The sequence below is a fragment of the Herbiconiux liukaitaii genome, assembly GCF_041927495.1.
Classification (GTDB): Bacteria; Actinomycetota; Actinomycetes; order Actinomycetales; family Microbacteriaceae; genus Herbiconiux; species Herbiconiux liukaitaii.
In genome coordinates this window covers 304,149-317,493 of the sequence record NZ_JBHFHG010000004.1, presented here as the reverse complement: position 1 = coordinate 317,493, position 13,345 = coordinate 304,149, and the positions used below count along the sequence as shown (strand labels likewise).

11 protein-coding genes are annotated in these 13,345 nt (G+C 71.5%); 5 read left to right on the top strand and 6 right to left on the bottom strand.

Annotated elements, in window-relative coordinates; all coding sequences use genetic code 11:
- Positions 1–39 precede the first annotated feature (39 nt).
- The 4 genes from ACEXQC_RS09145 (at position 40) to ACEXQC_RS09130 (ending at position 4,568) form a co-directional block, all read left to right on the top strand.
- A complete protein-coding gene (locus ACEXQC_RS09145) occupies positions 40–633 on the top strand; it encodes a hypothetical protein (RefSeq protein ID WP_374820699.1) in 594 nt (197 codons plus the stop codon).
- A gap of 11 nt (positions 634–644) precedes the next feature.
- A complete protein-coding gene (locus tag ACEXQC_RS09140; RefSeq protein ID WP_374820696.1) occupies positions 645–3,347 on the top strand; it encodes a helix-turn-helix transcriptional regulator in 2,703 nt (900 codons plus the stop codon).
- 85 nt (positions 3,348–3,432) lie between these two features.
- Positions 3,433–4,230: an HAD-IIA family hydrolase gene (locus ACEXQC_RS09135; protein ID WP_374820694.1), complete on the top strand. Its 798-nt coding sequence runs from the start codon at positions 3,433–3,435 to the stop codon at positions 4,228–4,230.
- 32 nt (positions 4,231–4,262) lie between these two features.
- Complete coding sequence (locus ACEXQC_RS09130; protein WP_374820692.1) at positions 4,263–4,568, top strand: hypothetical protein; 306 nt, start codon at positions 4,263–4,265, stop codon at positions 4,566–4,568.
- A 28-nt stretch (positions 4,569–4,596) separates the two neighbouring features.
- On the opposite strand, the gene ACEXQC_RS09125 is transcribed toward ACEXQC_RS09130, so the two are convergent.
- From ACEXQC_RS09125 to ACEXQC_RS09100, 6 genes are all read right to left on the bottom strand, one after another.
- Positions 4,597–5,976, bottom strand: coding sequence for an NAD-dependent succinate-semialdehyde dehydrogenase (locus tag ACEXQC_RS09125; RefSeq protein ID WP_374820689.1), 1,380 nt, complete (start codon positions 5,974–5,976; stop codon positions 4,597–4,599).
- Positions 5,973–7,382 carry a flavin monoamine oxidase family protein gene (locus ACEXQC_RS09120; RefSeq protein WP_374820686.1) on the bottom strand — a complete coding sequence of 470 codons (1,410 nt, stop codon included), beginning with the start codon at positions 7,380–7,382 and terminating at the stop codon, positions 5,973–5,975. Before ACEXQC_RS09120 ends, ACEXQC_RS09125 begins: the two co-directional genes overlap by 4 nt.
- Positions 7,383–7,471: 89 nt before the next feature.
- On the bottom strand, positions 7,472–8,434 hold the full coding sequence (locus tag ACEXQC_RS09115; RefSeq protein ID WP_374820683.1) for a DUF4190 domain-containing protein: 963 nt from the start codon (positions 8,432–8,434) through the stop codon (positions 7,472–7,474).
- The gene (locus ACEXQC_RS09110) at positions 8,421–8,897 is read right to left on the bottom strand and encodes an SRPBCC family protein (protein ID WP_374820680.1); all 477 of its coding nucleotides are present in this window, start codon (positions 8,895–8,897) and stop codon (positions 8,421–8,423) included. Before ACEXQC_RS09110 ends, ACEXQC_RS09115 begins: the two co-directional genes overlap by 14 nt.
- 56 nt (positions 8,898–8,953) lie before the next feature.
- Positions 8,954–10,402 (bottom strand): phytoene desaturase family protein, encoded by a 1,449-nt coding sequence (locus tag ACEXQC_RS09105; protein WP_374822026.1) that lies wholly within the window; start codon positions 10,400–10,402, stop codon positions 8,954–8,956.
- The gene (locus tag ACEXQC_RS09100; RefSeq protein WP_374820678.1) at positions 10,402–11,484 is read right to left on the bottom strand and encodes an SDR family oxidoreductase; all 1,083 of its coding nucleotides are present in this window, start codon (positions 11,482–11,484) and stop codon (positions 10,402–10,404) included. Before ACEXQC_RS09100 ends, ACEXQC_RS09105 begins: the two co-directional genes overlap by 1 nt.
- A gap of 471 nt (positions 11,485–11,955) precedes the next feature.
- Here ACEXQC_RS09100 and ACEXQC_RS09095 point away from each other — a divergent pair, with 471 nt between their 5' ends.
- Positions 11,956–13,278 carry an LCP family protein gene (locus ACEXQC_RS09095; protein WP_374820675.1) on the top strand — a complete coding sequence of 441 codons (1,323 nt, stop codon included), beginning with the start codon at positions 11,956–11,958 and terminating at the stop codon, positions 13,276–13,278.
- Positions 13,279–13,345: the final 67 nt, after the last annotated feature.

Genomic DNA, 13,345 nt, shown 5'->3' with positions numbered 1-13,345 from the left:
CGCCGCCCCCGTCGTGGGGGCATACGGCAGAATGGCCGGATGCAGGGAGCAACAAGCCGATCGTTCGCGGGGTGGCGCACGGCGGCACTGCTTCAGTGCGCCGCGATCGGGGCGCTCACCGCCGTGGTGATCGCCGCTCTCAGCCCCATCACCTCCTCGCTCGCGCTCATCTCGCCGGTCGTCTACGCGTTCCTCGCGTCGGTGAACTTCCTGGGGCCGCTCGTCGCCGCGCGCTGGGTGCGCGAGCCGGGGGCGCTGCTCCTCACGGCGGTCATCGCCGGGGTGCTCGCCATTCCGTTCACGCCGCTCGGGTTCCTCGTGCTCTTCGCACTCGGCCTGCCCGCCCTCGTGGGCGAGCTCGTTCTAGTGGCGGGCCGCTTCTACGACGGCGGTCGTCGCGCCGTCTGGTACGCGGCGGCCCTGTGCCTGGCGGTCACGCTCTTCGCGATCTCGCTCGTGGTCATCGATCCGTCGCTCATCTCGCCCTGGCTGGTGGCCCTCACACTGGTGGGCCGCCTGACCTCCCTGACCGTTCTCGCCTGGTTCGCCACCGCAGTGGAGCGCGCACTCACCCGCGCAGGCCTCCGCCGACACCCGGTCGGCACCCGCGGCCGCACGGCGGGCGACGCGTGAGCATCCGCGGGGTGCCCCGCGTGCCCCCTGGCACGCTCACCCGGCAGCGATTGACCGACCTCTTCGACGGCCCCGAGGCGATCGTGATCGCCCAGGCACCTGCCGGCTACGGCAAGACCGTCGCCCTCGCGCACTGGGCCACCACCACCGCCCGCGACGGCGTGTGGCTGCGGATGCGGCGCGAGAACCTCGCGTCCGAGGCCCTCGTGCAGCACCTCGCGGCCGAGCTGCGATCGAACGGACTCCTCGACGCCGCGAACCCCCTGCAGCTCGCCGCCGAGACACTCGCGGGCGGCATCGACGCCTGGGATCTGCTGCGGAGGGGCCTGCGCAGTCTGCCGACACCGCTCACGCTGGCTATCGACGGCTACGACCTCCTGGGCAGAGCCGGCCTCGAGGGCCTCGCCGACCTGGTGGCCGATCTGCCCGAGGTCGACATCCGGGGCACCGCCCGGCGCGGCGGGGTGCTGGATGCGCCGGCGCTCGCCCTGCGGGTCGACGTGCGCCTCATCGGCGCCACCGAGATGGCGCTCACCGCCGAGGAGGCGGCGGCGGGGCTGGCCGCCGAGCCGTCCTCCCCGATCGTCAGACGGGTGCTGGCCCACGGCGGCCTGCCGCTCGAGATGAGGGTGCTGGGCGCCACAGGAGCTCCCTCCGCGGAGGGTCGCTCGGTGACCACCGCCGACCTCATCGACTCGCTCGTCGACTCCGAACTGCGCACGAGCGCCTGGGACGACCGCTTCGTGCGCTTCCTCCAGGCCATCTCCGTCGCCGACTCCCTCGACCCGGCCCTCGCCTCCGAGCTCGCCGCCATCGCCGGCATCCCGGACATCATCGCCGACAGCACCGCCCCCTCACACCCGCCGCAGCCCACGGCCACCCCCTCGGCATCCGCGCTCCTCGACCGCGCCGAGGCAGACGGCCTCGGCCTCCGCGCCGGCCCCTCGCGGCACGGCGGCGCCGCCGCCTTCACCTTCACCCCGCTCGTGCGCGAGAGCTTCGAACGCCGGCTGCGGGCGGAGCGCCCCGGCATCGTGCCCGACCTCGTGCTCGCCGTCGCCCGCCGCGAACTCGCGCACGGCCACCCGTACGCCGCGCTCGAACGAGCCGTGCAGCAGCGCGCCTGGGGCCTGGCGTCGCGGGTCATCCGCCTCTACTGGAACGAGCTGCTGCGCAACCACAGCGCCCAGCTCGGCCCGCTCTTCCAGGGCACCCCGCTCGGCGTGCTGCGTCGGCAGCCGCTCGTCACGACCCTGCTCGCCCTGCACTACAACCGCATCGGCCACCACCGGTTGAGGGCGCTGGAGTACTTCGCCCTCGCCGGGCACGCCGCCAGAACCCAGCGCAGCTCGGCGAGCACAGCGGATCGCGCGGTGCTGCGGGCGATCGAGTCGGCCTCGCTCCGTGTGAGCGGGCGCATGGACGGCGCCACCACGGCGGCGCTCGACGGCCGCAGCATCCTGCTCGAGATGGGCCCGGAGGATCGCGACGACCTCGGCCGCACCGAGCCGACCCTGCACAACCAGTTCGGCACGACGCTCTTCTACGCGGGCCGCACCGAGGAGGCCCTCGACAGCTTCGCCCGCTCCACGGCCGTCGGCGCGGCCAAGGGTCTCAAGGGCGGCCTGCACGGCATGGCGCTCACCGCCGGCGCCCTCGCGACGGGCGGCGACGTGGGCGAGGCGAGGGCCGTGATGGCGCTCGTGGTCGAGGCCGACTGGCCCGACGGCTGGCTCACCGGGTACATGGGCAGCTTCCACCAGGTGGCGGCGGCGTTCTCCGCGCTCGAATCCTTCGACGCGGATGGAGCGGAGAGCGCCGTCCGCAGCCTCGATCCGCATCGCGAGACCATCGAGCACTGGCCCCTCCTCGCGCACCTCGACACGCTCATCGAACTGCTGCGCGGGCACCCCGAGCGCGCCCGCCTGGCGCTGCAGGCCGAGATGGTCACGCAGCGCCGTCGCCACGCGCTCTCCGCCACCGCCACGGCCCGGCTCGCCCACACCCGCTCCCTGATCGAGCTGGCCGCCGGCCGCTTCGACACCGCCGAGTCGGCTCTCGGCAAGACGCCGTCCGCGCGGAGGGGCATCGCCTCGGCGAGGATCGACCTCGCCCGCGACCGCCCCGAGCAAGCGCTCCGCCACCTCATCGGCACCACGGAGGCCACGGTGGCCACGACAGGCGATCCGCCCTCGTCCCGTTCGCGTGCCGAGGCGCTCGCCCTCCGTGCGGGTGCGATCTCGCTCACGGGCGACTCCGCGAGCGCCACCACCGCGCTCGCCCACGCGCTGCGCTTCGTCGCCGACCGGCAGCAGGGGCTCGCGCTCGCGCTCGTGCCCACGGCCGCGCTCGACGCCCTCCTCGCCACGGCGGCATCCCCTCATCCCGACGCCTCGGCGGCCGACTCCGCCGACATCACCTCACTCAGCCCACTGCTCCGCGAGGCCAGGCGGCACGCCATCGTGACGTCGGCGCATCCCGTGCCCACCCTGACCCCCCGAGAGCTCGCCCTCGCGAGGGTGCTCTCCGACTCCGAGACCACCGCCGGCCTCGCCGCAGCCCTCTCGGTCTCGCCCAACACGGTGAAGACGCAGCTGAAGAGCCTCTACCGCAAGCTCGGCGCGAGCACCCGGTCCGAGGCCCTCGTCAAGCTCTCCGCGCTCGTGCTCGACGACCGTCCGCTCGACAGCCGCCCGCCGAACCGACCCCGCTAGACCCGCCCCGTCGGCCGCCGAAGAGACGCGGCAAGCCGTTCAGGGCGCGGCTGTACGCTGTGGGCAGCAGGGGAAGGAGCCCGAGATGAACCGCCGCGACGAGATCGAATGCTGGCTGACCGACATGGATGGCGTGCTGGTGCACGAGAACCACCCCATCAAGGGCGCAGCCGAGCTGCTGCAGCAGTGGCGCGACGAGGGCAAGCCCTACCTCGTGCTCACCAACAACTCCATCTTCACGCCCCGCGACCTGAGCGCCCGCCTCCGCGCGAGCGGCCTCGAGGTGCCCGAGGAGTACATCTGGACGAGTGCGCTCGCCACGGCCGCGTTCCTCAAGGACCAGATGCCCGGCGGCAGCGCCTTCGTCATCGGCGAGGCCGGCATCACGACCGCCCTGCACGAGGCCGGCTTCATCATGACCGAGACCGCGCCCGACTACGTGGTCATCGGCGAGACCCGCAACTACTCCTTCGAGGCCATCACGAAGGCGGTGCGGCTCATCGGCGCAGGCTCCCGCTTCATCGTCACGAATCCGGATGCCACGGGCCCGAGCGCCGAGGGTCCCCTCCCGGCAACGGGCGCGATCGCCGCCATGATCACGAAGGCCACCGGCAAGGAGCCCTATGTGGTGGGCAAGCCGAACCCCATGATGTTCCGCTCGGCCATGAACCGGATCGGCGCGCACTCCGAGAACACCGGCATGATCGGCGACCGCATGGACACCGACGTGGTCGCGGGCATCGAGGCGGGCCTCCACACCATCCTCGTCATGACGGGCATCAGCGATGAGGCCGAGATCTCGAAGTACCCTTTCCGGCCCGACGAGATCCTGAACTCGGTCGCCGACCTGCTCTCCACCACGCCGGTCGAGTCGGAGCTCTGACGCAGCCGAGCCCGGCCCGCTAGGGTCGGCTCATGGCAGAGAAGCTCTCAGGCAGCACCCGGGTGGGGATCGTCGGTCTCGTGTTCGGGGCCGTCGCCGTGATCCTGCCCCTCCTCGTGCTGCTGATCGCGTCGCTCCCCGGCCAGGAGGCCTTCGGCTGGATGATCATCGTCACGCTGCCGGTCACGCTGGCGCTCGCGGTGATCGGCCTCATCATCTCGGTCATCGGCATCATCACGGGCCGCCGCTCCCGCCCGGTCGTCGCGATCCTCGGCGCAGCCCTCAACGCCGTGATCCTCCTGCTCGTCTACCTCCTCACCACCGGCGCCTTCAGCTGACGCCGGCGGTGAGGGTGACTGTGACGGGTCAGGCGATGCGGACGAGCTTCTTGTTGACGAACTCCTCCATGGCGGGGCGCCCCATCTCGCGGCCCGTGCCGGAGCGCTTCACGCCGCCGAAGGGCAGCTCGGCGGCGTCGCCGAGCACGAGGTTGATCCACACCATGCCGGCGTCGATCGCATCCGCCACCCGGAGCGCCTGCTCCTGGTCGGTCGTGTAGACGTACGACCCGAGGCCGTAGGGCGTGTCGTTGGCGAGGCGCACGGCCTCCTCCTCGGAGGAGACGCGGTAGATGGCGGCGACGGGGCCGAAGAACTCCTCGTGGAACGCATCCATCTCGGGCGTGACGTCGGTGAGCACCGTGGGCCCGAAGAAGTTGCCCGACCGCGATCCGGCGGCCAGCACCGTGGCCCCCTGAGCGGCAGCGCGATCCACCTGCTCGCCGAGGCGCGACGCGGCGGCCTCCGACGAGAGCGGCCCGAGCAGCGTGCCCTCGGCCAGCGGATCGGCCGGCTGAGCGGCGGTGAACGCCTCCGTGAACTTGGCCGCGAACTCCTCGTAGAGCCCGTCGATCACGATGAACCGCTTGGCGGCGTTGCAGGACTGCCCGTTGTTGTCGAGACGCGCGTTGACCGCATCCTGCACCGCCTTGTCGAGGTCGTCGCTCGACAGGAGGATGAAGGGATCCGATCCGCCGAGCTCGAGAACGACCTTCTTGAGGTGCTTGCCGGCCAGCTCGGCGACCGCGGCGCCCGCGCGCTCGGATCCGGTGACCGAGACACCCTGCACACGCGGGTCGGCGATAATGTCGGCCGACTGCTCGTTGGTGGCGTACACGTTGACGTAGACACCGGCGGGGGCTCCCACAGAGGCGGCGGCCTCGGCGAAGATCGCCTCGATGGCGGCGGCCGACTCGGGGCACTGCGGCGCGTGCTTGAGGATGATCGTGTTGCCCACCACGATGTTCGGCCCCGCGAAGCGCGCCACCTGGTAGTAGGGGAAGTTCCACGGCATGATGCCGAGCAGCACCCCGATGGAGGCGCGGCGGATGAACGCCGATCCGGTGCCCTCGGAGAGCTCGATGGGCTCGTCGGCGAGGAACTTCTCGCCGTTCGTGGCGTAGTACTCGTAGATGGCGGCGGCGAAGTCGACCTCGCCCTGAGCCTGGTCGAGCGGCTTGCCCATCTCGCGCACGATGATCTCGGCGAGCTCCTCGCGCCGCTCGGTGTGCAGCTCGGCGACCTTGGCGATGAGCGCGGCCCGCGTGGCAGCACCCGCGCTGCGCGACCACTCCTCGTGCGCCGCGGAGGCGGCGGCGAGTGCCTGCTGCACCCCTTCGTCGGAGATGGTCGGGTACTCCCGCACCGTCTCACCGGTGGCGGGATTGACGACGGCGTACTGGCTCATGCTGTGACTCCTTCGTTGGCGGCGTTGGCGGTGGTGCCTGCGGCACCGGCGGTGGGGCGTGCACCCAGGATCTCATCCGCGAGCCGCTTTCCCACGCGGATGGCGCCGTCGACGTGCTGGTAGCCCTCGGCGGCGAGGTCGCTCGTGCCGAAGCGCACGGCACCCACGGGCTCGAGCTGCAGCGCGCCGTAGCGGGTGAGTCCGCCGAGGTCGAAGCTCGCGGCGTAGGCACCCTGGGTCCACTCCTCGGCGGCCCAGTCGCTCTCGTAGTACACCGAGGGGTTCATGGCCTCGGGGCCGTAGTACGCGGCGAGCGACGAGAGGATGCGCTGCTTGCGCTCGTCGGCCGACAGCCGGAACAGCGCGTCGGCCTTCTCATCCGACACGAAGCCCACGAGTGTGCCGCGGGTCTCACCGTGGTTCGAGTTGTCGTACGCCTCGTGCACGATCTGGTACGGGCTGAAGGCCGTGCCGGAGAGCCCGGCGGCGCGCCAGAACGGCGTCTCGTAGGTGGCGTGCACCTTGATGACGAGCCCGAGCGACTGGTGCTGCGCCATCTGCTGGCGGAGCCGAGGCAGGGCGGGCACGTAGTCGATGCGGTTGTAGAGGTTCGGCGGCACGGCCACGATCGCGAAGCGGGCCGACACGGAGTGGTCGGCCGTGAGCGCGCGCACGCCGGAGTCGCTCCACTCGAGCGTGGTGACCGGCTGGTTCAGGATGACGTCGTCGCCGAGAGCGGCGGCCAGGCGCAGCGGCACCTGCTGCAGCCCGCCCACCACGCGCTTGTCGAGGATGAAGTCGGCATCCACGAGGTTGCTGAAGCTGCCCGCACTCGCGGCCATGAGGAGCGCCTGCAGCAGTGAGAAGGAGTGGGCGGGCTTCGTGAGCATGGCGTCGGCGATGAAGAGGGCGATGTTGTCGATCGCCTCGACGTCGTCGCTCTGCTCCTCGAGCCAGGCCCGGAACGACACCCGGTCGAACTCGGCGGCCTTCGGATGCTCCCACGGCGCCGCGGGGTCGGTCTGAGCCACGAGCTCGTCGAGCACCGCGATGAGGCGCTCGATCTCGGCCTCGGTGTGCGGCGAGGCGGGGAAGATGTCGCCCGTGAAGCGCTTGGCCTGGCCGTCGGGGCCGACATACACGCTCTCGCCCTCGCGGTAGCGGGAGTAGGTCTCGAGCCCGAGCTCCTCGAGGGTCTCGATGAGCGCCGTCTGGTCGGGCGAGACCCACTGGCCGCCGACCTCGAACAGCTGACCCTCGATGTGGTCGGTCAAGAGGCGGCCGCCGATGCGGTCACGGGCCTCGAGCACGACCACCGAGAGGCCGGCGGCCTTCAACCGGGTGGCGGCGGTGAGGCCGGTGGCCCCTGCTCCGATGATGACGACGTCTCGCTTCAGTTCGTGCACGACAACTCATTTCGTTGAAATTCAGGTCAGTAGATGACGAATCTGCGCCATTCTCTCATGAGCAGTGCTGTATTCGATAGTGGAGTCGACTACTCGGCGACGATGGCCCAGGGGCCGTCGGCGTGGATCTGGAGGAAGGCGGGGCCGGTGAGGGGCACGGTGTCGTAGAAGGTGCCCGTGGTGTCGACGAGGGTGGTGGGCGCCGAGCCGGGGGTGGCGGGCGCCGCGGCCGAGCCGGGCGATCCGGTGCCGTAGGAGATGACCTGGAACACACCGGCGCCGTCGTGCGAGATGTCGGCGGAGTCGAACTCCGCCGAGAGGAACACCACGTCGTCACCCTCACCTGACGCCACGTCAGGAGTGGTCGTGGTCGCCGTCCTCGGGTCGGCGATGATCACTCTCCAGTCGCCCGTGGCGGTGACGGAGAGCTCCGTGGTCGGGGAGGCGCCCTCCGCGTCGAGCAGGTAGCGGCCGTACCAGGGGCCCTCGCCGTCGACCAGGGTCTCGAGCGCGCCGTCTGTCGTGAGGGTCACCGGCCCGGTGCACTCCTCGCAGTCGAAGGTGATGAGGCCCGCGCCACCGCGCAGATCGATGGCCGCGGAGTCGGCGCCGCTGGAGGACCAGACCACCCGCTCGAGCGTGCCCGAGGGCGAGGTCGAGGGCGAGGAGGTGGGAGCGGAACTCTCAGGGGGAGCCGGCGAGGCGGGGGCCACGGCCGTCACGTCGTCCTGCTCCACGGCCGTGACGAGGGCCGAGACCCCGAGCACCGTGTAGACCACGGCGAGCACGATCGAGAGCAGGGTGCCGAGCCCGCCGAGGATGGCACCGGTGAGCGCCTTGCCCTTGCCGCGGGAGCGCGCCCGGTTGATCGCGATCAGGCCGATCACGAGGGCCACGATGCCGAGCAGCACCGCGAACAGGTTGAGGATCGGCACGAAGGCCAGCACCATGGTGACGATGCCCAGGATGAGGGCCGTGGTGGCGAGGGCCGTACCGCCCTGCGCGGGCGCTCCGTCGTTCGTCCTGCGCGTCGCGGTCTCAGGGGTGCTCATGCTGCCACCGTACGCGGGCGGCCGCGGAGGTGCCGCGGCCCTCGGCCACGAAGGCGAGGCGGCGCAGGGTCTCGACGTTGCGGATGTGCAGCGGCACGTCGAGCAGTGCGTCGGGGATGAGCGCTCCCGGACCCTTGATGGCCTCCTCGAGGATGCGCACGAGGCAGCCGCCCGCCACGGCCTTCGCCTCCACGGTCACCTTCGCCTCGCCGAGCGGCCAGCCGGAGGGCTTGATCACCATGCGGCGGGGCGGATCCCACTCGAGCACGGTCGTCTTGTCGTCGATGAGCACGGGCCAGACGCCGAACGAGTGGTGCAGGTGGCTGCCCACCTGCGGCCAGCGCTCGTCGACGCTGCGCATACGCGAGGCGCCGACCACCCAGACGGGGAACAGCCAGCCGTCGGCGAGGACCTCGAAGACCTGCTCGGGGGAGCAGTCCATGCGGCGGACGTTGGTGGACATGGGAGCTCCTGTCGGATCGAAGGGTCGGCGGGTCGGCGAATGCGTGGAAGCCGCGCTCAGGGGGTGAGGGACGGGGGCGTCAGCCCGAAGTCGTTCGCGAGCGCCCTCCTCGCCGCGTACCAGCCGGCGAGCCCGTGCACTCCGGGGCCGGGAGGTGTGGCCGAGGAGCACAGGTAGACGCCGCGGGCGGGGGTGGTCCACGGGTTGAGCGAGAGGGTGGGCCTCTTCGCCAGCTGCCAGAGGCTGGCCGCTCCGGAGGCGATGTCGCCGCCCACGTAGTTGGGGTTGTAGTTCTCGAGATCCGCGGCTGTGCTGCTGGCGCTCGCGAGCACGAGGTCGCGGAAGCCGGGGGCGAAGCGCTCGATCTGCCGCGTGATCGCCTCGGTCTGGTCGAGGGTCGAATCGTGGGGCACGTGCGTGTAGGCCCAGAGCACGTGGTGGCCTTCGGGTGCGCGGCCCGGATCGAAGACCGAGGGCTGCGCGATGAGCACGTACGGGTCGTCGGAGTGCTTGCCCGCCGCCACATCCGCCTCCGCTGCCGCGATGGCCGCGCGGGTGCCGCCCACATGCAGGGTGCCGGCGCCCGCGAGCTCCGGATTCGTCCACGGCACGGGCCCGCTGAGCGCGAAGTCGACCTTGGCCACCGCGTTTCCGTACCGGAAGCGGCGGAGCGCCGCCACGTAGCGCGCGGGCAGCCGGTCGCCCGCCAGCTCGAGGAGGGCCGCCGGGCTCGTGTCGAGCAGGGTGGAGCGCGCGGGTGGCAGGTCGTCGAGGTGCTTGACAGGCGCATCCGTCACGATCTCGCCGCCGTGCGCGCGCAGGTCGTCCGCGAGCGCGTCGATGATGGCCTGGCTGCCGCCGATCGGCACGGGCCAGCCGCGGCCGTGCGCGTAGGAGCCCAGCGAGAGGGCGGCGCCGGCGGTGGAGGGGCTCGGCATGCGGCGGATCGAGTGCGCCGCCAGGCCCGTGATCATGGCGGGGGCCACGTCGCCGCGAAAGCGCGCGTTCCAGAGGGGCGAGCCCTGCTCGAGGCTGCGCAGGCCGAAGCGCACGGTGGTCACGGGGTGCGCGGGCACCCGCAGCAGCGAGGAGCCGGCGAACTGCGCCACCTCGTCGGCGTGCTCGACGAGAGGTCGCATGAGACGGTTCCACGCGGGGCCGTCCGCGCCGAGACCGGCGGCCGTGCGAGCGAGGTCGCGGTAGGCGATGCCGGCCCGCCCGCCGTCGAGCGGATGCGCGTACGAGATCTCGGGCCTCACCAGCTCGATCCGCTGGTCGAGCCCGAACCTGCGGAAGAACCCGGAGGCGAGTGCCATCGGGTGCACCGCCGAGCAGACGTCGTGCAGGTAGCCCGGCAGGGTCAGCTCGGCCGTGCGGGCACCGCCGCCGATCGTGGAGTTGCGTTCGTAGACGCGCACGGCGAGGCCGGCGCGCGCCATCGTGACGGCGGCGGCGAGCCCGTTGGGGCCGGATCCGACCACGTTGACGTCGGGGCGCTCCACGATCAGGCCTTCCGGCGGCGGAGCGCGTGCACGGCGCCGACCGCACCGGCCACCCGGAGCAGGCGGTTCGCGGGGGTGCGGCGGCGCGCGCCGGCCGAGACGCCCGCGACCACACCGGCGGCCCCTGCGGCGGCCGCGGCGGCGGCGAGCGCGAGGGCCGCGGGGCGGTTGAGGATGTACCAGACCGCGATCGAGTGGCTCTTCGACTGGTCGCTGAAGATGCCGCGCGCGCCCTGGTCGCCCGGCACGGGCTCGTAGAGGTTGGTGGGCAGCATGGGCTCCTGCTTGTCGGCGGCCTGCTGGCCGTCGTAGCCGGTGCGGGCGAGGTACCAGTCGAGGAAGCCGGCCACGAAGCGGTTGCCGAGCACCGTCTGCGCGGTGGGGAAGCCCACCCAGGTGCGGCGGCGCGGATGCTCGGCCACGTGGGCGAGCACCCTCGCGGCCACCTCGGGCTCGTAGATGGTGGACATGGGGCGGGGGTGCAGTGGCATCGCCGACTTCACCCAGTTGAACTGCACCGTGTTCATGGCGGGCATGTCGACCGTCGAGATGCGCACGGGGCTCTTGTTGTGGATGAGCTCGGTGGTCACCGACTCGGTGAAGCCCTGCACGGCGTGCTTCGAGCCGCAGTAGGCCGCCTGCAGCGGGATGCCGCGGTGGGCGAGAGCGGATCCGACCTGGATGACGTGGCCGCGGCCGCGCGGCACCATGCGCGAGAGGGCCGCGCGGGTGCCGTTGACGAAGCCGAAGTAGTCCACGGCGGTGGCGCGCTCGAAGTCGTCGGGGTCGGTGTCGAGGAACTCGGCGAACGATCCCACCATGGCGTCGTTGACCCAGAGGTCGATCGGGCCGAGCTCGGCCTCGATGCGGTCGGCGGCACGCTCCACGGCCTCGCGGTCGGAGACGTCGACCGACACGGCGAGGCCGCGCTGCCGGTAGGCCTCGACCTCCTCCACGGCGGCGTCGAGACCGTCTTCGCCACGGGCCAGCACGGCCACGTCCCAGCCTCTGCCGGCCAGGGCGCGCACGGTCGCCCGTCCGAGCCCTGCGGTACCGCCCGTGACCACTGCTACGCCTCGGCTCATGCTGTGACTCCTCAATCTGCGCACCGGAGTCGATGCGCTCGTCACCGTACGCCGACCGGCCCCGCCCCGCGCCCCCTTGGCAGGCGTCTCACCGGCGGGTGGGCACTCGGCGGTAGCCGTCGCGGGCCACCTGCACGATGGTCGCGACCACGGCCGCGACGGCGAGAAGAGCGAGGATCACGAGTGCGATTGTCATGGCAGTAACGCTACGCATGGCGCTATTCAGCCGCGAGTGGCAGGAGTGCCGTAGTTGCGTGAATTCCTGCCATGCCGGGGTGGTGGACCGGATCGAAGGGGCATCCGCTTGCTTGGAATCCGCCGGTGATCGGCCCTCCTCTCCTGTGATTCCCGAGGATGCGTCGGCTAGTATCGACCCCCGTAGCGGCCTGGGTACTCCGGCCCGAACCACCGGGCCACCCCCGCCCGACCTCGACGCCCCGACAGATGCCCCGAAGCCCCGAAGGAAACGACTTGACCGACACCGATCGCCGTTCCCGCCCGCGACCGTCCGGCCCCGTGAGGCACGGTCGGCAGCACACCTCGTCGCCGGCGGCCGCGATCTTCAAGTCGCTCGCCGTGGTGGCGGCTATCGCCCTCGTGAGTGTGGGCGCCGTCACGGCCTACGCCGTCACGAGTGTGGCCCAGCAGTTCAGCGCCAACGCGGTCGACATCTCCAATGGGGAGGATGCGCCGCCCGCTCCGCCGCTGCTCGGAGCCTTCGAGGGCGGCTTCAACATGCTCGTGGTGGGCACCGACAACGATCCCAACCAGGGCGAGACCTTCGGCGAGCGCGATGCGACGCTCAACGACGTCAACATCCTGCTGCACGTCTCAGCCGACCACTCGAACGTGGTCGTCGTGAGCTTTCCCCGCGACCTCGTGATCTCGCACCCCGAGTGCACCGACCCCTCCACGGGTGAGGTCTTCGACGCCATGAGCGCTCAGCCGCTCAACGACGCGTTCGCCCGCGGCGGGCTCGCCTGCGTCGCCAACACCATCACGGATCTCACCGGGGTGCCCATCCAGTACGCGGCGGCCACCTCGTTCAACGGTGTCATCGAGATGACGAACGCCGTCGGTGGTGTGCCCGTGTGCCTCGTCGAGCCGATCGTCGACTCGGACTCCGGGCTCGACCTGCCGGCCGGCACCACGACCATCGAGGGCCAGATGGCGCTCTCGTTCCTGCGCAACCGGCACGGTGTGGGCGATGGCAGCGACCTGGCGCGCATCGCCTCGCAGCAGCAGTACCTCGCGTCGCTCATCCGCACCATGAAGAGCTCGAACACACTCACCGATGTCACCAAGCTCTACGGTCTCGCGCAGGCGGCGTCGCAGAACATCCTGCCCTCGCAGTCGCTCGCGAGCGTCGACGCCATGGTGTCGCTCGCGCTCACGCTGAAAGACGTCGATCTGAGCAAGATCGTGTTCGCGCAGTACCCGGTGGGATCGTCGTCGGACTACCCCGGCAAGGTCGTGCCGGTGCAGGAGACGGCGGATGAGCTCTTCGCGAAGGTGCTCAACGACGAGCCGTTCACGCTCGGTGCCGATGCCACTGGCCCGGGCTCCACGGTCGTGGAGGATCCGGCGAACCCCACCGCCGAGGCACCCGCGGAGGAGGCTCCGGCCGAAGAGGCACCTGCCGAGGAGGCGCCCGTCGATCCCGGTGCCGAGGCGCCCGTCGACCCGTCGACCGAGGCGCCCACCACGGAGACCCCTACGACCCCCGAGGTCATCGAGGGCGTCAAGGGCCAGACCGCCGACCAGCAGACCTGCGCCAACGCCTTCTCCGGCTGACCCGCTGGTCGGCTGACCCGCTGGTCGGCTGACCCGCCGATCGCCTGACCCGAAAGCCCGACGGCCG

Bases quoted from the DNA above. Each gene is read 5' to 3' on its own strand.
- ACEXQC_RS09100 (WP_374820678.1), bottom strand. From the start codon at position 11,484: ATGAGCCGAGGCGTAGCAGTGGTCACGGGCGGTACCGCAGGGCTCGGA.
- ACEXQC_RS09115 (WP_374820683.1), bottom strand. From the start codon at position 8,434: ATGAGCACCCCTGAGACCGCGACGCGCAGGACGAACGACGGAGCGCCC.
- ACEXQC_RS09130 (WP_374820692.1), top strand. From the start codon at position 4,263: ATGGCAGAGAAGCTCTCAGGCAGCACCCGGGTGGGGATCGTCGGTCTC.
- ACEXQC_RS09135 (WP_374820694.1), top strand. From the start codon at position 3,433: ATGAACCGCCGCGACGAGATCGAATGCTGGCTGACCGACATGGATGGC.
- ACEXQC_RS09110 (WP_374820680.1), bottom strand. From the start codon at position 8,897: ATGTCCACCAACGTCCGCCGCATGGACTGCTCCCCCGAGCAGGTCTTC.
- ACEXQC_RS09145 (WP_374820699.1), top strand. From the start codon at position 40: ATGCAGGGAGCAACAAGCCGATCGTTCGCGGGGTGGCGCACGGCGGCA.
- ACEXQC_RS09125 (WP_374820689.1), bottom strand. From the start codon at position 5,976: ATGAGCCAGTACGCCGTCGTCAATCCCGCCACCGGTGAGACGGTGCGG.